Here is an 18,604-nt window from a genome sequence, read left to right as displayed (position 1 = left end):
CAACATACGCAATGACCTTTGCGCAGGCTGCACCCCGAGGGCAGGATGAGGCGCATGACCTCACCGCTGCCCTCCTCTCCGGCTGCCTCGGTACTGGATCTGGCCCCTGTCGTGCCCGTGGTGGTCCTCGACGACGTGTCCGACGCCGTACCGCTGGCGCGGGCGCTGGTGGCAGGCGGGCTGCCCGCGATCGAGATGACTCTGCGGACGCCGGTCGCGCTCGACGCGATCCGGGAGATCGCCGGGGCGGTCCCGGAGGCCGTGGTCGGGGCGGGGACCGTGATCGCGCCGGAGCAGGTCACGGCGTGCGCGGCGGCGGGGGCGCGGTTCCTGGTGAGCCCTGGCTGGACGGACGTACTGCTGACGGCGATGCGGGCGTCGGGGCTGCCGTTCCTGCCGGGGGTGTCGACCACGTCCGAGGTGGTGGCGCTGCTGGAGCGCGGGGTGCGGGAGATGAAGTTCTTCCCGGCGCAGGCGGCCGGCGGGACGGCCTATCTCAGGTCCCTGGCCGGGCCGCTCCCCCAGGCCCGCTTCTGTCCGACGGGCGGGGTCGGCCCGGACAACGCGGCGGAGTATCTGGCGCTGCCCAACGTGGCGTGTGTGGGCGGGACCTGGATGCTTCCGGCGGACGCGGTGGCGGCGCGGGACTGGGCCCGGGTCGAGAGCCTGGCGCGCGCCGCCTCCCGGCTCAGGGCCGCAGGTGGGACGTGTCGTTGAACAGGCGGACGCTCGCGTTGCCGTCCGCGTAGTACGCCACCGCCGAGAGCGCGGCCGCCGAGAGCTCCATGCGGAACAGGGACTCGGGCGGGGCGCCCAGGGCGAGCCGTACGAAGGTCTTGATCGGGGTCACGTGGGTGACGAGCAGGACCGTGCGGCCCGCGTACGCCGCGATCAGCTTGTCGCGGGTGGCGGTGATCCGGGTGGCGGTCGCCGCGAAGCTCTCGCCGCCGCCGGTCGGTTCGGCCTCCGGATCGGCGAGCCAGGCGTTCAGGTCGTCCGGGTAGCGTTCGCGGACCTCGCCGAAGGTGAGGCCCTCCCAGGCGCCGAAGTCGGTCTCCCGCAGCCCGTCGTCGACGCTCACCTCCAGGCCGAGGCGCGCGGCGACGATGCCGGCGGTCTCGCGGGTGCGGGCGAGGGGGGAGGCGACGACGGCCTGGATCGTGCCGCGCCGGGCCAGCGCCGCGCCGACCCGCTCGGCCTGCTCGCGCCCGACGTCCGACAGGGACGGATCCGTCCCGCCACTCCCCGAGAACCGCTTCTGCGGCGTCAACGGCGTCTCACCGTGCCGCAGCAGCACGAAGGTCGCGGGGGCACCCATGTCGGCGGGGGCCCACCCGGGGCTGACCACGGCACGCGCGGCCCGCACGTCGGCATCGGCCTTGGCGGCATCCGTGCCGAGGGTGGCATCCGTGCCGAGGGTGGCATCGGCACCGAGCGTGGCGTCGGTAGCGCCAGTGACATCGGTGCCAGTACCGAGGGCGGCATCGGTGCCAGTACCGAGGGCGGCATCGGTGCCGGTACCGAGGGCGGCATCGGTGCCGGGAGACCCGGCCGTCGGAAGCGACGGGGTCGCCGCGTCCAGTTCGGCGGTCGACGTCGACGGCTCCCAGCGTTCGCCCCGCTTGCCCGCGTCCATCGCCTCGTTCGCCAGGCGGTCCGCGTGCTTGTTCTGCTCGCGGGGGATCCACTCGTAGGTGACCTGCTCGGGCGGGAGGACGCGGGACGCCTCCATCGCCAGCGGCTTCATGTCGGGGTGCTTGATCTTCCAGCGGCCCGACATCTGCTCGATGACGAGCTTGGAGTCCATGCGGACGTGGACCTTGGCGGACGGGTCGAGTTCGCGGGCGGCGTGCAGGCCGGCCACGAGGCCGCGGTACTCGGCGACGTTGTTCGTGGCGACGCCGATGTACTCGGCGCGTTCGACGAGCGCCTGCCCCGTCGCCGCGTCGATCACGACGGATCCGTAGCCCGCGGGCCCCGGGTTGCCCCGTGATCCGCCGTCCGCCTCGACGATGAACTCCCGCACGACCAAAGCCCCTTACTGTCGCTGACGCGCTTGCCGCGCTTGCCTCTTACAGCCCGGACTCGCCCGTACGCACCAGGATGCGGCTGCAGTTCTCGCACCGGACCACCATGTCGGGCGTGGCCTTGCGAATGTCGTTGATGTCGGTGATCGACAGCTCCTGACGGCAGCCCTGGCAGGTGCGCTGGAGCAGCCGGGCCGCGCCGACGCCGCCCTGCTGCTGGCGCAGCTTGTCGTAGAGCTTGAGGAGGTCCGCCGGGACGGCGGCGGCGATGACCTCGCGCTCCTTCGTCACCGAGGCCACCTCGCCGTCGATCTCCTCGAAGGCCGTGTCCCGGCGCCCGGTCGCGTCGTCGATCTTCGCCTGGACGGAGCCGACCCGCTCGGTCAGCTCGGCGACCCGCTCCTGGGCGGACTCGCGGCGCTCCATGACCTCCAGGACGACGTCCTCGAGGTCGCCCTGGCGCTTGGCGAGGGAGGCGATCTCGCGCTGGAGGTTCTCCAGGTCCTTCGGGGAGGTGATCGCACCGGAGTCGAGGCGCTGCTGGTCGCGGGCGGCGCGCTGGCGGACCTGGTCGACGTCCTGCTCGGCCTTGGTCTGCTCGCGGGCGGTGTCGCTCTCCTCGGTCTGCGCGGCCACGAGCAGGTCGCGCAGCTGCGTCAGGTCCTTGGTCAGCGACTCGATCTCGGCGTGCTCGGGGAGCGACTTCCGCTTGTGGGCGAGCTGCTGGAGGCGGACGTCGAGGGCCTGGACGTCGAGGAGTCGGATCTGGTCGGCGGGCGCGGCGTTCAGTTGGGGGCTCCCAGAGATTCGGTGGCGGTGGACGCCGCGTGGGCCGTCCAGGGGTCGGTGACCGTCTTCGAGACGTGGACGCGAAGGCCCCATCCGTGACGGTCGGAGATCTCGTCGAGCTGGGCGGCGGCCAGCTCGCACCAGGGCCATTCGGTGGCCCAGTGCGCGGCGTCGAGCAGCGCGAGGGGACTGTGGGCGCGGGCCTCGGAGGCCGGGTGGTGGCGCAGGTCCGCGGTGAGGAAGACGTCGACGCCGGCCGCGCGGACGTGGTCGAAGAGGCTGTCGCCGGATCCGCCGCTGACGGCGACCGTGTGGACGACCGCCTCGGGGTCTCCGGCGATCCGGATGCCCTGCGCGGTGGCGGGCAGCCGCTCGGCCGCGCGGGCGGCGAACTCGCGGACGGTGACGGGGTGGTCCAGCTCGCAGACCCGGCCCAGGCCGCGACGGCCCTCGGGGTCGGTGGGGTCCGGCACGAGCGGTCGTACGACACGGAGGTCCAGGGCGCCCGCAAGGGCGTCGGAGACACCCGGGTCGGCCGTGTCCGCGTTGGTGTGCGCCACGTGCAGCGCGATGTCGTTCTTGATGAGGGTGTGCACCACTCGGCCCTTGAAGGTGGAGGCCGCGACCGTCGTCGTCCCGCGCAGATAGAGCGGGTGGTGGGTGACGAGCAGGTCGGCGCCGATCTTCACCGCCTCGTCGACGATCTCCTGGACGGGGTCGACGGCGAACAGGACCCGGGAGACCTCCTGGCCGGGGTCGCCCACGACGGTGCCGACCGCGTCCCAGGACTCGGCCCGCTCGGCGGGCCACAGGTTCTCCAGCGCGGTGATGACTTCAGACAGACGGGGCACGGGGAAAGGCTACCTGGCCGTTCTGCGCGAACGCACCGCTCCCGGGGGCGAACGGCCCGGTCAGCACATCCGCCCCGGTCGGCTCAGGCGAATCGCTTCTCCACCACCCTTATGTGTGAAGCGTCCGGCCCCGCTCCCACGTCCGTGCGTACGAAAACTACCTTCGTCGCCGAGAGTGACCGGAGGTGACCGAACGATGACAGCCTGTGCCATCGAACCCGCCGCTGAGGACGAGGACGACCGGACGCCGCAGGCGGGATGCGTGATCACGGTGGACGGCGGCTACGCCGCGCGCCTCGCCCGGGGCGCCGGGCCCGACATCTGGTTCCCGGAGCGCTGGACGCTCGACGGCCCCGAGCCGTACGCCGTGCCCCTGCCCGGCAACCAGCCCGAGGAGCCCGGCACCGAGGTGCAGCCGATGAAGGACGGGCGCGTCCTCATCCGCCGGTTCGTCGACGGACGGCACGCGTTCTCGCTCCTCTACCCCACCGGCCCCGGCACCGGCGAGCTCCCGCTGGGCGCGGTCGAGTGCCCGGACGACGTCACCCGGTTGCGACTGCTGCCTCCGGCGCCGGGCGGCGAACGGGCGTACGCGATCGCCGCGGGCCCGCACTCCACGGCGGTGTGGCTGGTGGCGGGCGGCGCGTTCGGGCCCGAACACCTGGCCGAGATCCCCGGGCACTGTTCGGGCGGGGTGTGGCTGGACCGCACGGGGCGGATGCTGGCGCTGGACCGCGAGGTCGGCGGCCGCACCAAGGCGGTCGTGGTGGACCTGGAGCGGGGTGGCGAGGTGTCGCCGCTGCTCCAGATCACCGCCGACAGCGACGACCGGCTGCTGCTCGCCGACCCCGACAGCGGGCTGCTCCTCATCGCCTCGGACGCGCCCTCGCCCGGGCGCCGGCGACTGGGCTGGGGCGTGCTGGGCAGCTCGCTGCCGGTGCGCTTCCCGGAGTGCCTGCGGGTGTCCGGCTGCACGGTCACGCCCTTCGCGATCCAGCCGGAGCAGATGCTGACGCCGGAGGGCTGCGCGGTGGCGCTGCGCGTCGACGGGCCGTACGGCAGCTCGCTCGCGGTGTGGCGGCCGGCCCAGCGGCAGCTGCACCATCTCCGGGCCCCGGAAGGGTGGTTGACGGGGGCGGGCCTGTGGACGCCGGAGGCGGTACTGCGGTTGCCGTACGCCACGACGGAAGTGCCGTGCGGTGTGGCGGAGTTGGAGGTTCCGATGGGAGCGATCCAGGAGAGTACGGCTTCGGCGCCGGCACCGGAGCCGGTGTCGGTGCCGGTGTCGGAATCCGCGCCCGAGTCGGTACCGGCACCGGCTCCCGAGCCGACGGACCCGGCGGACGCCGAGTCGCCTCCGGAGCCCGTGGCTGCACGGCCCGTTCCCCTGCAACAGGCCCCGTTGGGACGCCTTGTAACGAACTAGTGCCGGTTGGCGTGTGCGGCTGGATTCGGGCCGAGGTGTGCCGGTTAGACTCGCCCGGCTGTAAGAAAGATCATGTTGACGGGGTGAATTCTTCCGATGAACGACGCCAGCACGACCCAGCCGCTGCAGACCGACGCCAAGGAGGCCCAGGAGGCCACCGGGCACGGAAAGCACCGGGGGCCGGTCTCGGCCCAGGACAGCGAGGCGGCCCCGCGCGGCCGCCACCGCAAGCCGGCGGACCGAACCGCCGAAACGGCGGCCTGACGGTACGTCAGCGTGACCCGGTCTCCCGGGTACGCGGCACACGGCCCCGCTCGTCTCCGGACGGGCGGGGCCGTTGTCATGAACGCCGTGCGGCCGGACCGCCTTACGGCCTGAGCACCGTACGGCCGGAGCACCGTACGACCGGAGTTCCGTACGACCGGACCGGCTTACGGCCGGACCGGCTTACGACCGGACCGGCTTACGGCCGGAGTGCCGTACGACCGGACCGGCTTACGGCCCGACCGCCGTGCGGCCGGGGACGATCACCCCCGCTTCAGCGCCAGCACCTCCGCCGCCGCGAACGTCTCCCCCGGTGGCCGGTCCGCGTAGTGCGGTGTGAGCAGGGTGTCCAGCTCGTCGTACGTGAAGGCGTCCTGCTTGCTGTCGAACTTCGCCTGGATGCGTGGCCGTTCGACGATCGCGACCATGCCGCCGTGCACGACGAGCAGTTGGCCGTTGATCCGCCCGGCGGCGGGCGAGGCGAGGTAGCCGACGAGCGGGGCGACATGTTCGGGGGCGAGCGGGTCCAGGCCCTCGGCGGGCTGCTCGATGCGGGCGAAGACGTCCTCGGTCATCCGGGTGCGGGCGCGCGGGCAGATGACGTTGGCCGTCACGCCGTACTTGGTGAGGGCGAGGGCCGTGGAGGTGGTCAGCCCGACGATTCCGCCCTTGGCGGCCGCGTAGTTGGGCTGTCCGGCCGAGCCGGCCAGGAACGCCTCGGACGAGGTGTTCACGATCCGCCCGTACACCGGCCGGCCCGCCGCCTTGGACCGCTCCCGCCAGTGCGCCGCCGCGAACCGGGTCGTGTTGAAGTGGCCCTTGAGGTGGACCCGGAGCACCGCGTCCCACTCCTCCTCGGAGAGGGAGAAGACCATACGGTCACGCAGGATGCCCGCGTTGTTGACCAGGATGTCCAGCTTGCCGTACTCGGCGATCGCCAACTCAACCAGTTCGCGGGCCTGTTGGAAGTCGCCGACGTCCCCGGTGTGGGCGAGTGCGGTGCCGCCCGCCGCGCGGATCTCGGCGGCGACCTCCTCGGCGGGGCCGGCGGAGGCCGGACCCGATCCGTCGCGTTTTGGCCGCCCGTAGTCGTTGACGACGACGGCCGCGCCGAGCCGGGCGAGCTCCAGCGCCTCCGCCCGGCCGAGGCCGCGCCCGGCGCCGGTGACGATGGCGGAGAGTCCCTCGAGTGGCAGTGACATGAAGGCCCCCGTGCCTCAGATCTCGACGCAGGTGCGCAGCGAGGTCCCCGTGCGCATCTGGTCGAGGGCCTCGTTGACCTCGGCGAGCGGCACCCGGTGCGTGATGAGGCCGTCGAGGTCGACGCGGCCCGCCCGCCACAGGGCGATGGTGCGCTCGTAGGAGCGCAGGACGTCGCCGCCGCCGTACATCGAGGGCAGGATCCGCTTCTCGTCGAAGAACAGCTCGAACATGTTGAGCTGGAGGAAGTCGTCCATGGCGCCCGCGCCGACGACGACCAGGGTGCCGCCGCGCCGGGTCGTCTCGTACGCCGTCCGCGCGGTGGCCGACTTGCCGACGACCTCGAAGACGTAGTCGAAGCCCTCGCCGCCGGTGACGCGCTGCTTGGCGTCGGCCAGCTCGTCCGGCGATACGGCCTGCGTGGCGCCGAACCTGAGGGCCGCCTCGCGGCGGGCGGAGACGGGGTCGACGGCGACGATCTCGGCGGCGCCCCGCAGCCGCGCGCCCTGGATCGCGGAGATGCCGACGCCCCCGCAGCCGATGACGGCGACCGACGAACCCGCTTCCACGTCGGCGGTGTTGAGGGCCGCGCCCAGTCCGGTGGTGACCCCGCAGCCGATGAGGGCGGCGATGTCGAAGGGCACGTCGCCGGGGATCGGCACCGCGCAGCCCGCGTCCACGACGACCTCCTCGGCGAAGGTGCCGGTGCCCGCGAAGCCGAAGAGATCCCCGCCGGGGCGGCGGAAGTTGGGCGTGCCCGCGTTCATGAACCCGGCCAGGCACAGCTCGGTCTGCCCGCGCTTGCAGGCGGGACACACGCCGCAGGCCGGCAGCCAGCAGACCACCACCCGGTCGCCCGCCTTCAGGTGGGTGACGCCCTCGCCGACTTCGAGTATCTCGCCGGCGCCCTCGTGGCCGGGCACGAACGGTGCCGGCTGCGGCAGCACCCCGTTCATCGCCGACAGGTCCGAGTGGCACAGGCCCGTGGCCCGCACCCGGATCCTCACCCTGCCGGGACCAAAGCCCACCGCCTCGACGTCGTCCAGCACCTCCAGCTTTTCCTGGCCGATCTCCTGCAGTACGGCTGCGCGCATGGTGCGGCTCCCCTCGACGGTGGGCTGGCTCAGGGCTGTTCGGCTCGACGGTGGGCCGGCTCAGGAATGTGGGACTCGACGGTGGGCCGGCTCAGGGCTGTTCGGCTCGACGTTGGGCCGGCTCAGGAGTGTGGGACTCGACGGTGGGCGGCTCAAGAGTGCGGGACTCGACGGTGGGCGGCTCAAGACTGCGGGACTCGACGGTGGACTGACGGTGGGCGGCTCAGGAGTGTTCGACGACGGTGTCGGCGAGGGCGGGTGCGTCGTCGCGTTCCACGGCGGTCACGGCGACCTGGACCCTCCCGGTCTGCCGCCACATGCGGACGCGCAGCGTCTCGCCCGGATACACGACTCCGGCGAAGCGCGTGGTGTAGGAGCGGACGCGGGTGACGTCGCCGCCGAGCAGCGTGTCGACGACCGCCTTGAGGGTCATGCCGTAGGTGCACAGGCCGTGCAGGATGGGCCGGTCGAAGCCCGCGCGCTTGGCGAACTCGGGATCGGCGTGCAGTGGGTTCCAGTCGCCGGAGAGGCGGTAGAGGAGGGCCTGGTCCTCGCGGACCGGGCGCTCGACGACACGGTCCGGCTCACCGGCCGGTGGCTCCAGACGCCCGGACGGCCCCCGGTCGCCGCCCCAGCCGCCCTCTCCCCGTACGAAGATCTGCGCGTCGCTCGTCCACAACGGCCCGTCGGTGTCCCCGACTTCGGTGCGCATGACGAGGACGGCCGCCTTGCCCTTGTCGTACACGGCGGCGATCCTGCCGGTGGCGGTGGCGGTGCCCCGGACCGGGAGGGGGCGGTGGACGGTCAGGGACTGGCCGCCGTGCAGGACGTGGGCGAGGTCGACGTCGACGCCGGGCATGGACAGTCCGCTGATCACGCCGGGCGAGCCGGAGCCCGCGACGGTGGCGAAGCTGGGCAGGACGTGCAGCCGGGACTCCAGGGTGTAGCGCAGCTCGTCGGGATCGGTTGCGGGGCTGCCCGCGCCGATACCGAGGTGGTAGAGCTGCACGTCCTTGTGGTCCCAGGAGAGCTCGCCGGAGCGGGGCTCGGCGGCGAGCGCCTTGGCTGCATCGATGGGCATGGGGCTCCTGAAGTCGGCGGTCACTGCGTTCACTGCCACTGTGGTCACTGCGGCCACTGCGGCCACTGCGGTCACTGCGGTTACTGCGGTCACTCATGGAGAAGACCCCGGTACGGCCGTCCGCACCGTCGGCCGTACCGAGGTCGTTCACGGGCCGCGGAAGGCGCGGATCTAGAACGCGTTCCAGTACGGCGGACCCTCTGTATAGCCCAGGCACCTGCACTTGTGAAGTCTCCTGACGGCATGTCAGAAACACCGATGCAGAATGAGCGGCACCCCTGACATTTGTCCTACGGAAGTCCGGACAAGCGCATCTGCCGGGCGGGAGCGCCGGGTCCGTAGCGTCGAGGCCATGACACAGACAGAGCGGGCCGTCTCCTTCCGAGGGGCGGTCAAGGCCTACGGCGACGTCCGCGCCGTCGACGGCGTCGATCTGGAGATCGCGCACGGCGAAACGGTCGCGTTGCTGGGCCGCAACGGCGCGGGCAAGTCGACGACGATCTCCCTGCTGCTCGGCCTCGCCGAGCCGGACGCGGGCACGGTGGAACTGTTCGGCGCGCCCCCGGAGGTGTCCGTGCGGGCGGGCCGGGTCGGCACCATGCTCCAGGAGGCGCGGGCGGTGCCCCGGGTCACCGTCGGCGAGCTGGTCGCCTTCGTGGCCGGCCGCTACCCGGCCCCGCTGCCCGTCGCACGGGCCCTGGAACTGGCCGGGATCGCGGAGTTGGCGGGACGGCGCGTGGACCGGTTGTCCGGCGGCCAGACCCAGCGGGTCCGGTTCGCGGTCGCGCTCGCCGGCGACCCCGCGCTGCTCGTCCTGGACGAGCCCACGGCGGCCCTCGACGTCGAGGCACGGCACGCCTTCTGGGAGGCGATGCGGGCCTACGCCCGGCGCGGCCACACCGTGCTGTTCTCCACCCACTACCTGGAGGAGGCCGACGCGTACGCCGACCGGGTCCTCGTCCTCGACCGCGGGCGGGTCGTCGCCGACGGCACGGGCGAGGAACTGCGGCGCTCGGCGGGCGGCAACCTAGTCTCCGTCGACCGGGCGGGCCGCGGCCCGGCGGACCTGGCCCTGCTGCCCGGCGTCCGGTCGGTGGAGGTCACCGGGGGCCGGGCGCGGCTGCGCACCGACGACTCCGACGCCACCGTGGTCGCCCTGGCCAGGCTGGGCGCGATCCGCGGCCTCGAGGTCGCCCCGGCGTCGCTGGACGACGCGTTCCTGAACCTCACAAGGCGGGAGACGGCACAGCAGAAGGAGTCGGCGCGATGAGGGACTACGTGTGGCTTGAGGTGCGCCGGACGCTGCGTGACCCGGGCTTCGTGATCGGCGGGATCGCGATGCCGGTGCTGATGTACCTGCTCTTCACCAACCTGGGCGCCGACGACGGCGGTTGGCGCACCGAGGCGATGGTCGGAATGGCGGCGTACGGGGCCGTCGGCTCCGCCGTCAACACCGGTGGCGGGGTCGCCGAGGACCGGGCGATCGGCTGGCTGCGGCAGCTGAGGGTCACCCCGTTGAGCTCGCGCGCGGTCGTCGTCGGCCGGGCGCTGACCGGCTCGGTGACCGTGCTTCCGGCGATCGTCGCGGTCCTCGCGGCGGGCGGCCTGCTCAACGGCGTACGGCTGGCGGCCTGGCAGTGGGCGGCGGTCGCGCTGCTGCTGTGGCTGGGTTCGTTCCCCTTCACCCTGCTCGGCCTCGGCAACGGCTACCAGCTGACCGGGCCGGCCACGGGCGTGGCGAACATGCTGTGCAACCTGGGCCTGTCCGTCCTCGGCGGCCTGTGGTTCCCGGTCGCCCTGTTCCCGGGCTGGCTGCGCGCGGTGTCGTCGTACACGCCCACCAACCGGTTCGCGCAGCTGGGCGGTTCGGTGGCGCAGGGCCACGCTCCTGCGGCGGGTGCCGTACTCGTCCTTTCGGCCTGGCTGCTGGTGTTCGGTTCGTACGCTGTGCTGTCGTACCGCCGCAGCGGCACGGCCGTCTGATCGAGGGGGCAGGGCATGTCCTGGAGGAGCACGACGCAACGGCGGCTGTGCCACTGGCGGGAGGCGGCCGCGCGGCAGCGGGCCGAACGGCAGCGGTTCCGGACCCGGCAACGGGAGTGGCGCCGGACGGGACGCACGCCGGAGAACTTCGGACCCGCGCCCTCGGGGTTCACCCTGGTGCCGTGGCTGCTGATGGGCCTGGGCTCCTTCTCGAACCTCTTCCAGGGCGAGACACCGAACCCCGTGGTCGCGGGCCTGGGCCTGTTCACCTTCAACTCCCTCTACATCTACGTGGTGTTCCGCGCCTTCGTGAAGGAGAAGCGCGAGGCGGTCCGCACCCGGGTGGCACTGGCCTTGATGGGCCTTGTCACCTGCGGTCTGGCCGCCGGATACGGCGGCAGCTGGCTGTACTTCTTCCCGCTGCTGGGACTGGCCGTCGGCGCGGTCATGCGGGGGCCGCTGCTGGGCCGCGTCGGCATCGGACTGGCCGCCGGCGCGGGCGTCGTCACCGCGTACCGCTCCGGCTGGGACGCGATCAACGTCGGCTACAGCACCCTGCTGTCGACGATGGTGACCGCCGCGCTCCTTTCCCTCACCGACGCCGTACGGGAGCTGCGCACCGCCCGTGAGGAACTGGCCCGGCGTGCCGTCGAGAAGGAGCGGCTGCGTTTCTCCCGCGACCTGCACGACCTGCTGGGCCACACCCTGTCGGTGATCGTGGTGAAGTCGGAGGCGGCCCGCCGGCTGGCGGGGCGGGACCTCGACGCGGCACTCGGTCAGGTCGCCGACATCGAGTCGGTGGGCCGCCAGGCGCTGACCGAGATCCGCGAGGCGGTCACGGGTTACCGCGAGGGCAGCCTCGTCACGGAACTGGAGCGGGCCCGCTCCGCGTTGGGCGCGGTGGGCGTCGAACCCGTGCTGCACCGGTCGGGCCCGCCGCTCGGACCGCAGACGGAGGCTCTGCTGGCCTGGGTGGTGCGCGAGGCGGTCACCAACGTCGTCCGCCACAGCGGCGCGACCCGCTGCGAGATCACGGTGTCGGGCGCCCCGGAACGCGTCCGCCTGACGGTCGCGGACAACGGAACCGGCACCCCCGAGGCGGAAACCCGGGAGGGCATCGGCGGCACCGGCCTCACGGGCCTCAAGGAACGCCTCACCGCCGCCGGCGGCTCCCTCACGGCCGGCCCCGGCCCACGCCACGGCTTCACGGTCACGGCGGAACTGCCGGTGGACACCCCGGAGCCCCCCGAGGGTCCGGCGCCGCAGCCCACCGAACAGCTCGCATGACCGGCGCCCTCGTGCCGGCACGGAGGTCGCACGAGGGCGCCGGGGGCAAGCCATGACGTCCCGCCACGACCAGCACCTCGTTCCGCCATGACCAGCAGCAGCTTCGTTGCCGTCTCGGCCACCGACCAGCGCCCTGCGCCCTACTCTGAGCCCGTGAGCGAGATGCCCCGGGACCACCGGCCCGCCAAGTCCATCAGAGTCCTGCTCGCCGAGGACCAGGGGATGATGCGCGGCGCGCTGGCGTTACTGCTCGGGATGGAGCCGGACATCGAGGTGGTCGCGCAGGTGGGGGCCGGGGACGCGATCGTGGACGCGGCGCTGACCCACCGTCCGGACGTCGCGCTGCTCGACATCGAGCTGCCCGGCATGAGCGGCCTGGACGCCGCCGCCGAACTGCGCGACGAGGTGCCGGACTGCCGGGTGCTGATCCTGACGACCTTCGGCAGGCCCGGGTATCTGCGGCGGGCCATGGAGGCCGGAGCGGCGGGCTTCCTCGTCAAGGACGGTCCCGTGGAGGAACTGGCCGTCGCGATCCGCCGGGTGCTGACCGGGGAGACGGTCGTCGACCCCGCGCTCGCCACCGCCGCGCTCAGCGCCGGGCCCAGTCCGCTCACCGCCCGCGAGTGCGACGTCCTGAAGGCCTCCGCCGACGGCGCGACCGTCGCGGACATCGCCGGCAGGCTCCACCTCTCCGAGTCCACCGTCCGCAACTACCTCTCCGCCGCCATCGGCAAGACCGGTACCCGCAACCGCATGGAGGCGGTGCGCGAGGCCCGCCAACAGGGCTGGCTCTAGGGGTCGGCCAGGGTCGGCTCCAGGGGGCGGCGCGTCAGTCGCCGCTGCTCGCGGACACCGAGTGGTCGTGATGGATCAGCGGCGCGACGATCAACCAGAGCGGCGCGATGCAGGCGAGCGCTTTCGCCCAGACCTCGTGCCGTTCGACGAACGCCCCGGTCCAGCCGAGCCGCTCCCCCACCAGCACCGGGGCCGCCAGCAACGCGGGCAACGCGTACACGGCGATCCGTCGCACCGCCCTCACCGGTGTCCACGAGGCGTTGAAACTCTTGTCGCGCTCGGGAGGGCAGAACCAGGTGACCACGCCCGAGAGGATGGCACCGAGGAAGAGGAGGAAGCCGGTGACCGGCCACCGCAGCATCTCCACGCCCTCCGGTGCGCCGGAGTGGACGATGGCCAGCACCAGCGCGGCGGCGGCGAGGTCGGACCAGAGCAGCACCACGAACAGCACCGGCGGCCACCAGTCCCTCCCCGGGAACCAGTAGTCGGGCCGAACTCCGCACACCTCCGCCAGCCTGCGCCGCCCGTCCCCGTCGGTGACGATCCCGCGCCGCAGCCAGCGGCGGACGCCGGTCAGCACCAGCACCCACCCGACTGCGCTGGCGACTGCCGTGCCTGCCAGCGCCAGCACCGTCGGGCTCGCGGGTGCCGACGGACGCCACCAGGCGAGCGCCACCGCCGTCATGGCCGACACCGCCGACACGGTCCCGAAGAGCCTCGCCGCCCCGATCAGGTCCGTCCCGACCCGCCGTGCGCGTGCCGCGTCGGCGTGCAGCCGCTCGACCTCTCTCAGGTCCAACAACATGTCCCGGCCCCCTCCGATCCGCCCTACGGCGACCAGCGGATCATCCGTTGTCCGTGACGAAGCTGCCAAGCCCCCCGACGCACGCCCCCAGGCCTACCGCCCCCGCCAGGCCGGTGCCCCGCGCCCGCTACCCGGTCACCTTCACGTCCTTGTACACCGTCCCCTTCGGCGCCAGGCACACGAACCAGTCGAACGGCAGCCCCTCGACGCTCCGGATCACGAACTCGTCGCTGTTGACGACGTCCTTCTCGCTCGCCCTGCGGACCTCCGTCTTCGTGCCGTCCTTCCACGCGCAGGTCACCTCCTGGGCCGTCTTGGCCACGCTGCCGACCACCAGGCGTTCGGGGCCGTTGGGGTCGAGTTCGAGCGGGAGCATGCCGGCCTGGAGGTCCCTGCCCGACATGCCGCTCGACTTGGTGACCACGTCCTCCATCGTCCGCTTGCGTTCAACGTCCTCCCCGTAGCTGCGGTGGACGAAGTACGCACCCTTGCCGACCAGGTCGGCGGCCTTGCGGACGTCTCCCGGCATGTCGTCGTACTGCACCATCGCGTCGAGTTCGGCCTGTGCCTCCTCCTCGTCGCGCGGGGCGGCCCACACGTCGATGGAGACGTTCCACTCCTTGCCCCCGTCGGTACCGGTGGCCAACAGGGTGGTGGACTGCGGCCCGTCCAGCTTCGGCGATCCCGACGGCCCGGGCCCGGCCGGTGTCACACCGTGTTCGTGCCCGCCCGGCAGCCCGCTCAGTGCCAGCGCACCGGTGGAGCCGGCGACCACCACGGCCGTGGCCGCGGCCACCGCCCAGCGCCGGGCCCTGCGGCGGCGACCGCCGCGGATCACGGCCTGGGTGGGGGCTATGCCGATCTCGACCTCGTCCGCGGCGTCGGCCAGCAGGAGGGCGATGTCGTGGTGCGTCATGTCGTGGTTCGTCTCCCGGTCCGCGTTCATTACTTCCGCCCTCCGTACGTCACCGTCTCCGCCAGTTCCGGTATGGCGCGGAGTTTCGCGATCCCCTTGGCCGCGTTGCTCTTCACCGCGCCCACCGAGCACCCCATGGCCTCTGCCGTCTGGGTCTCGGTCAGGTCCTCCCAGTACCGCAGGACCACCGCCTGCCGCTGCCGGGGCGGCAGTTGCGCGAGCGCCCCGAGCAGGGTGTTGCGGTCGTCGGCCTGGGAGATGCGGTCACCGGTGTCGGGCACCTCGTACGAGATGCCCGAGTCGTCCTTCGGTGCCAGGAACTCCTTCAGCCTTCTGCGGTGTTTGCGCGCGTGGGCGTTGATCATCACGCGCCTGACGTACGCCTCCGGGTCGTCGGCCGAGCCGACCCTGCGCCAGGCCACGTAGACCTGTTCGAGCGTCGACTGGACCAGGTCCTCCGCGGCGTGCTGCTCCCCCGTGAGGAGAAATGCCGTCCGCATCAGCCGCGGCCAGCGGCCGATGACGAAGGCCTGGAACTCCTCGTCCCGAGCCTGCTTGCGATCCCCCATGGGCACCTCCTAGATGTACAAAGGAGTCCACGAGCCGCCCGGATCGTTGCCTCACCTCGCAGGAGTTTTTCGCGGCAGCCACAGCAGCATCAGCACCGCCCCCGCCACCAGCACCGCCGTCCCCGTGCGGAACACCAGGGCGTACCCGGCCGTGACGGCCTCCGGTGTCCCGCTGCCCGCCGTACGCGTCGCCGCGAGCGTCGACATGACGGCGAGTCCCAGCGAACCGCCCATCACGCGCGAGGTGTTGACCAGCCCGGACACCAGCCCGGCCTCCCCCGGCGCCACCCCGGACGTGGCCAGCGCGGCGAGCGGAGTGGCCGAGAGGCCCGCGCCCACCATCATCAGGACCCCCGGGATCATGATCGCGGTGACGTAGGACCCGTGCGCGCTCATCGTCGACTGCCAGGCGAAACCGACGGCGGCCACGAGCGTGCCGAGCACCGCCACCGTGCGCGCGCCGGCCACCGCCAGCAGCCGGGGCGCGAGCTTCGAGCCGAGGACGACGGCGAGGGAGCTGGGCACGACCGCGAGTCCGGCCTCCAGCGGGGTGTAGCCCAGCACGTTCTGCGCGTACAGCGTCATGAAGTACCACATGCAGAACATCGCGAAGCCGCAGAGGAACATCGCCGCGTTCGACGACGACACCGAGCGCTTGCGGAACAGTCCGAGGGGCATCAACGGGGCCGTCGTACGGGCCTCGACGGCGAGGAAGAGCCCGACGAGCGCGAGGCCGACGGCCAGCGGCACCAGTGTGGCCGCCGCCGTCCACCCCTCGGCCTCGGTCTGCGATATGCCGTACGCGAGGGTGGCGAGACCGGCCGTGACCAGCACCGCGCCCGGCAGGTCGAGTCGCCGTCCGTCCCCGGCGCGGCTCTCCGCGAGCCGGGCGGCGGAGCCGGCCAGGACGACCGCGCCGATCGGCACGTTGATCAGCAGCACCCAACGCCACGACATCGCCTCCACCAGCACCCCGCCGACCAGACCGCCCGCGGCCCCGCCGCCGGCGCCCACCGCTGTCCACGTCGCGATGGCCCGCGCCCGGGCGGCGCCCTCCGGGACGGCGGAGGTGAGGATGGTGAGCGTCGAGGGCGCCAGCACCGCGGCGCCGAGCCCCTGCACGGACCGCGCCAGCAGCAGTTGCCAGCTCTCCTGGGCCAGCCCGCCGGCCAGCGAGGCCAGCGTGAACAGGCTGAGCCCCACCAGGAACATGCGCTTGCGCCCGTACAGGTCACCGGCCCGCCCGCCGAGCAGCATGAACCCGGCGAAGGCGATCGAGTACGCGTTGGCCACCCACTGGAGCCCCGACGCGCCGAGCCCCAGATCGGCTCGGATCGAAGGCAGCGCCACATTGGCGACGGACACGTCGAGGACGACGAGGAACTGCCCGGCGCAGGCGAGCGCCACCACCAGCCAGGTGGGGGGCGGGGGACGACGGGAGGCGCGGGTGGTGTCGGCGGCTCGCAGCATGCGGGTCATGGTCTCAACCACTCCACCGTCCCGGCACCGGGATTTCGGCCGGGGCACCCGCATGGCCTGGTGATCACTCCCCTGATCACCAGGTGATCTCTCCCCTGATCACCAGGTGATGTCTTCCCTGATCACCAGGTGATGTCTTCCCTGATCACCAAGAGAAGGTCAAGAATTCGTTAGCATGCCAAAGCAACGGAATAGTTGCCCCAGCGCACGGGGTTCACCCTGCACACATGTCCCACTCTTCCCTTCTTTCCGGCCTGGAGGCCACACTCAATGACGCTCACGACGACCGACCAGCCCTCCCGGAGAGCGAGCGGCGCCCTGGTTCCGGTGCTCGCCTTCGCGGGCATCGTGGTCGCGGTGATGCAGACCCTGCTCGTCCCGGTCATCAAGGACCTGCCGCAACTGCTGGACACCGCGCCCAGCAACGCCACCTGGGTCCTGACCTCGACGCTTCTCTCCGGGGCCGTCGCCACGCCGATCATGGGCCGGCTCGGTGACCTCTACGGCAAGCGGCGCATGCTGATCACCAGCCTCGCGGTGATGGTCGTCGGCGCGCTGGTCAGCGCGCTCACAAGTGACCTGCTCATGATGATCGTGGGCCGTACGCTGCAGGGCTTCGCGATGGGCGCCATCCCGCTGGGCATCGGCCTGATGCGCGACATGCTGCCCCGCGAGAAGCTCGGCTCGGCGATGGCCCTGATGAGCTCCTCGATAGGCGTCGGCGGTGGCCTGGCGCTGCCCGCCGCCGCCGTGGTCGCCCAGCACGCCGACTGGCACGCCCTGTTCTACGGCGCCGCCGGCCTCGGCGCCCTCGCCATCGTCCTCACCCTCCTCGTCGTACCGGAGTCCCCGATGCGGGCGGAGGGGACCTTCGACGTCCTGGGCGCGCTCGGCCTCTCCACCGGCCTGGTCCTCTTCCTGCTGCCGATCACCAAGGGCAGCGACTGGGGCTGGACCTCGGGCACCACGCTCGGCCTGTTCGGCGCGTCGCTCGTCGTCTTCCTCCTGTGGGGCGTGATGGAGCTGCGCGTGAAGGCTCCGCTGGTCGACCTGCGCACCACGGCCCGCCCCGCGGTGCTCTTCACCAACCTCGCGTCGATCATGGTCGGCGTCTCCTTCTACGTCGTCTCCCTCGTCCTCCCACAGCTGCTCCAGCTGCCGAAGTCCACCGGCTACGGCCTCGGCCAGTCGATGGTGGTCGCGGGCCTGCTGGTGGCCCCGCTGGGCCTGACGATGATGTTCACGGCCCCCGTCTACGCCCGCCTGTCGGCGAAGTACGGCCCCAAGGTCACCCTGATCCTCGGCATGCTGATCATCGCGATCGGCTACGGCGCCGGCCTCGGCCTGATGAGCGCGCCCTGGCAGAGCCTCGTCATCGCGGTGGTCCTGGGCGCGGGCATCGGCCTGGCGTACTCCTCGCTGCCCGCGCTGATCGTGGGCGCGGTCCCGGCGTCGGAGACGGGTGCGGCCAACGGCCTCAACACGCTGATGCGGTCCATCGGTACGTCGGTGTCGAGCGCTGTGATCGGCATGGTGCTGGCCAACACCGCGAACAATGTCGGCGGCGTCGCGATCCCGACGATGCACGGCTTCCGCGTCTCCTTCCTGATCGCGACGGCCGCGGTCGCCGTGGGCCTCGTCCTGGCCCTCTTCCTCCCCGGCCGCCGCCCCGCCGACAAGCTCCAGCTGCGCGCGAGCAGCGAGGAGGAGGCCAACCTGGAGCGTGCCGAGGAGGTGCTCCGCGGGTTCCGCGGCCGTGTCCTGGACGCCGACGGCTCCCCGGTCGCCCGCGCCAGGGTCACCCTGATCGACCCGCGCGGCCGCCAGGCGGGCGCGACGCTGTCCGAAGAGGACGGCACCTACGCGCTCACGGTGCCGGCCGAGGGCGCGTACGTCCTGGCCGCGAAGGCCACCGGCCACGCCCCGCTCGCCTCCTCGGCGACCCACGCGGGCGACGACCGCCCGGTGGACCTGGACCTGTCCCTGCCGGGCGAGACGCTCACCACCGCGTAGTCCCCGCGCAGTCCCCGCTTTCCGC

Annotated in this window: 18 protein-coding genes; 8 read left to right on the top strand and 10 right to left on the bottom strand. The window is 72.5% G+C overall.

What is annotated here, in order from left to right; genetic code table 11:
- The first annotated feature begins 54 nt into the window (after window positions 1-54).
- Window positions 55-717, top strand: a complete 663-nt coding sequence (gene eda, locus ACFYWX_RS16645; RefSeq protein ID WP_389424746.1) for a bifunctional 4-hydroxy-2-oxoglutarate aldolase/2-dehydro-3-deoxy-phosphogluconate aldolase — start codon at window positions 55-57, stop codon at window positions 715-717.
- Here eda and ACFYWX_RS16640 read toward each other — a convergent pair.
- The 3 genes from ACFYWX_RS16640 to ACFYWX_RS16630 are packed head-to-tail and all read right to left on the bottom strand — an operon-like array spanning window position 689 to window position 3,667.
- Entirely contained in the window at window positions 689-2,026 is a 1,338-nt protein-coding gene (locus tag ACFYWX_RS16640; protein ID WP_389424745.1) for a bifunctional RNase H/acid phosphatase, read from the bottom strand. The genes eda and ACFYWX_RS16640 overlap by 29 nt on opposite strands.
- Window positions 2,027-2,072: 46 nt before the next feature.
- A complete protein-coding gene (locus tag ACFYWX_RS16635) occupies window positions 2,073-2,816 on the bottom strand; it encodes a zinc ribbon domain-containing protein (RefSeq protein WP_389424949.1) in 744 nt (247 codons plus the stop codon).
- Window positions 2,813-3,667 carry a Nif3-like dinuclear metal center hexameric protein gene (locus tag ACFYWX_RS16630; RefSeq protein ID WP_389424744.1) on the bottom strand — a complete coding sequence of 285 codons (855 nt, stop codon included), beginning with the start codon at window positions 3,665-3,667 and terminating at the stop codon, window positions 2,813-2,815. The genes ACFYWX_RS16635 and ACFYWX_RS16630 overlap by 4 nt, the downstream gene beginning before the upstream one ends.
- Before the next feature lie 196 nt (window positions 3,668-3,863).
- On the opposite strand from ACFYWX_RS16630, the gene ACFYWX_RS16625 reads away from it, so the two are divergent.
- Together ACFYWX_RS16625 and ACFYWX_RS16620 are read left to right on the top strand one after the other, a co-directional pair.
- A complete protein-coding gene (locus tag ACFYWX_RS16625; protein WP_389424743.1) occupies window positions 3,864-5,093 on the top strand; it encodes a hypothetical protein in 1,230 nt (409 codons plus the stop codon).
- A gap of 96 nt (window positions 5,094-5,189) precedes the next feature.
- Window positions 5,190-5,357, top strand: a complete 168-nt coding sequence (locus tag ACFYWX_RS16620) for a hypothetical protein (protein ID WP_389424742.1) — start codon at window positions 5,190-5,192, stop codon at window positions 5,355-5,357.
- Window positions 5,358-5,620: 263 nt separating this feature from the next.
- Here the strand turns inward: ACFYWX_RS16620 and ACFYWX_RS16615 are convergent, their stop codons facing one another.
- The 3 genes from ACFYWX_RS16615 to ACFYWX_RS16605 form a co-directional block, all read right to left on the bottom strand.
- The gene (locus tag ACFYWX_RS16615; RefSeq protein ID WP_389424741.1) at window positions 5,621-6,559 is read right to left on the bottom strand and encodes a 3-oxoacyl-ACP reductase; all 939 of its coding nucleotides are present in this window, start codon (window positions 6,557-6,559) and stop codon (window positions 5,621-5,623) included.
- A gap of 15 nt (window positions 6,560-6,574) precedes the next feature.
- The gene (locus ACFYWX_RS16610) at window positions 6,575-7,651 is read right to left on the bottom strand and encodes a Zn-dependent alcohol dehydrogenase (protein ID WP_389424740.1); all 1,077 of its coding nucleotides are present in this window, start codon (window positions 7,649-7,651) and stop codon (window positions 6,575-6,577) included.
- Between the two features lie 223 nt (window positions 7,652-7,874).
- Window positions 7,875-8,732, bottom strand: a complete 858-nt coding sequence (locus ACFYWX_RS16605; RefSeq protein WP_389424739.1) for a MaoC/PaaZ C-terminal domain-containing protein — start codon at window positions 8,730-8,732, stop codon at window positions 7,875-7,877.
- A gap of 352 nt (window positions 8,733-9,084) precedes the next feature.
- On the opposite strand from ACFYWX_RS16605, the gene ACFYWX_RS16600 reads away from it, so the two are divergent.
- The 4 genes from ACFYWX_RS16600 (at window position 9,085) to ACFYWX_RS16585 (ending at window position 12,797) form a co-directional block, all read left to right on the top strand.
- Window positions 9,085-10,002, top strand: a complete 918-nt coding sequence (locus ACFYWX_RS16600; RefSeq protein ID WP_389424738.1) for an ATP-binding cassette domain-containing protein — start codon at window positions 9,085-9,087, stop codon at window positions 10,000-10,002.
- Window positions 9,999-10,715, top strand: a complete 717-nt coding sequence (locus tag ACFYWX_RS16595) for an ABC transporter permease (protein ID WP_389424737.1) — start codon at window positions 9,999-10,001, stop codon at window positions 10,713-10,715. The genes ACFYWX_RS16600 and ACFYWX_RS16595 overlap by 4 nt, the downstream gene beginning before the upstream one ends.
- Window positions 10,716-10,730: 15 nt before the next feature.
- Window positions 10,731-12,002 (top strand): sensor histidine kinase, encoded by a 1,272-nt coding sequence (locus tag ACFYWX_RS16590; protein ID WP_389424736.1) that lies wholly within the window; start codon window positions 10,731-10,733, stop codon window positions 12,000-12,002.
- 162 nt (window positions 12,003-12,164) lie between these two features.
- Window positions 12,165-12,797 (top strand): response regulator, encoded by a 633-nt coding sequence (locus ACFYWX_RS16585; protein ID WP_389424948.1) that lies wholly within the window; start codon window positions 12,165-12,167, stop codon window positions 12,795-12,797.
- A gap of 34 nt (window positions 12,798-12,831) precedes the next feature.
- On the opposite strand, the gene ACFYWX_RS16580 is transcribed toward ACFYWX_RS16585, so the two are convergent.
- The 4 genes from ACFYWX_RS16580 to ACFYWX_RS16565 form a co-directional block, all read right to left on the bottom strand.
- Window positions 12,832-13,602 (bottom strand): hypothetical protein, encoded by a 771-nt coding sequence (locus ACFYWX_RS16580; protein WP_389424735.1) that lies wholly within the window; start codon window positions 13,600-13,602, stop codon window positions 12,832-12,834.
- A gap of 127 nt (window positions 13,603-13,729) precedes the next feature.
- Window positions 13,730-14,548, bottom strand: coding sequence for a hypothetical protein (locus ACFYWX_RS16575; RefSeq protein WP_389424734.1), 819 nt, complete (start codon window positions 14,546-14,548; stop codon window positions 13,730-13,732).
- Window positions 14,548-15,087 (bottom strand): SigE family RNA polymerase sigma factor, encoded by a 540-nt coding sequence (locus ACFYWX_RS16570; RefSeq protein WP_389424733.1) that lies wholly within the window; start codon window positions 15,085-15,087, stop codon window positions 14,548-14,550. The genes ACFYWX_RS16575 and ACFYWX_RS16570 overlap by 1 nt, the downstream gene beginning before the upstream one ends.
- 51 nt (window positions 15,088-15,138) lie before the next feature.
- Window positions 15,139-16,566 carry a DHA2 family efflux MFS transporter permease subunit gene (locus tag ACFYWX_RS16565; RefSeq protein ID WP_389424732.1) on the bottom strand — a complete coding sequence of 476 codons (1,428 nt, stop codon included), beginning with the start codon at window positions 16,564-16,566 and terminating at the stop codon, window positions 15,139-15,141.
- Between the two features lie 270 nt (window positions 16,567-16,836).
- Between ACFYWX_RS16565 and ACFYWX_RS16560 the strand changes: the two genes are divergently transcribed.
- A complete protein-coding gene (locus tag ACFYWX_RS16560; RefSeq protein ID WP_389424731.1) occupies window positions 16,837-18,579 on the top strand; it encodes an MFS transporter in 1,743 nt (580 codons plus the stop codon).
- Window positions 18,580-18,604 lie beyond the last annotated feature (25 nt).

This window comes from Streptomyces sp. NPDC002888 (assembly GCF_042888465.1).
Lineage (GTDB): Bacteria > Actinomycetota > Actinomycetes > Streptomycetales > Streptomycetaceae > Streptomyces.
This window is presented reverse-complemented; position numbering and strand designations above follow the sequence as displayed.

Excerpts from the sequence above, each read along its gene's own strand:
- ACFYWX_RS16565 (WP_389424732.1), bottom strand. The coding sequence starts at position 16,566 with ATGACCCGCATGCTGCGAGCCGCCGACACCACCCGCGCCTCCCGTCGT.
- ACFYWX_RS16575 (WP_389424734.1), bottom strand. The coding sequence starts at position 14,548 with ATGAACGCGGACCGGGAGACGAACCACGACATGACGCACCACGACATC.
- ACFYWX_RS16615 (WP_389424741.1), bottom strand. The coding sequence starts at position 6,559 with ATGTCACTGCCACTCGAGGGACTCTCCGCCATCGTCACCGGCGCCGGG.
- ACFYWX_RS16600 (WP_389424738.1), top strand. The coding sequence starts at position 9,085 with ATGACACAGACAGAGCGGGCCGTCTCCTTCCGAGGGGCGGTCAAGGCC.
- ACFYWX_RS16585 (WP_389424948.1), top strand. The coding sequence starts at position 12,165 with ATGCCCCGGGACCACCGGCCCGCCAAGTCCATCAGAGTCCTGCTCGCC.
- ACFYWX_RS16590 (WP_389424736.1), top strand. The coding sequence starts at position 10,731 with ATGTCCTGGAGGAGCACGACGCAACGGCGGCTGTGCCACTGGCGGGAG.
- ACFYWX_RS16580 (WP_389424735.1), bottom strand. The coding sequence starts at position 13,602 with ATGTTGTTGGACCTGAGAGAGGTCGAGCGGCTGCACGCCGACGCGGCA.
- eda (WP_389424746.1), top strand. The coding sequence starts at position 55 with ATGACCTCACCGCTGCCCTCCTCTCCGGCTGCCTCGGTACTGGATCTG.
- ACFYWX_RS16605 (WP_389424739.1), bottom strand. The coding sequence starts at position 8,732 with ATGCCCATCGATGCAGCCAAGGCGCTCGCCGCCGAGCCCCGCTCCGGC.
- ACFYWX_RS16595 (WP_389424737.1), top strand. The coding sequence starts at position 9,999 with ATGAGGGACTACGTGTGGCTTGAGGTGCGCCGGACGCTGCGTGACCCG.
- ACFYWX_RS16625 (WP_389424743.1), top strand. The coding sequence starts at position 3,864 with ATGACAGCCTGTGCCATCGAACCCGCCGCTGAGGACGAGGACGACCGG.
- ACFYWX_RS16610 (WP_389424740.1), bottom strand. The coding sequence starts at position 7,651 with ATGCGCGCAGCCGTACTGCAGGAGATCGGCCAGGAAAAGCTGGAGGTG.
- ACFYWX_RS16560 (WP_389424731.1), top strand. The coding sequence starts at position 16,837 with ATGACGCTCACGACGACCGACCAGCCCTCCCGGAGAGCGAGCGGCGCC.
- ACFYWX_RS16620 (WP_389424742.1), top strand. The coding sequence starts at position 5,190 with ATGAACGACGCCAGCACGACCCAGCCGCTGCAGACCGACGCCAAGGAG.
- ACFYWX_RS16570 (WP_389424733.1), bottom strand. The coding sequence starts at position 15,087 with ATGGGGGATCGCAAGCAGGCTCGGGACGAGGAGTTCCAGGCCTTCGTC.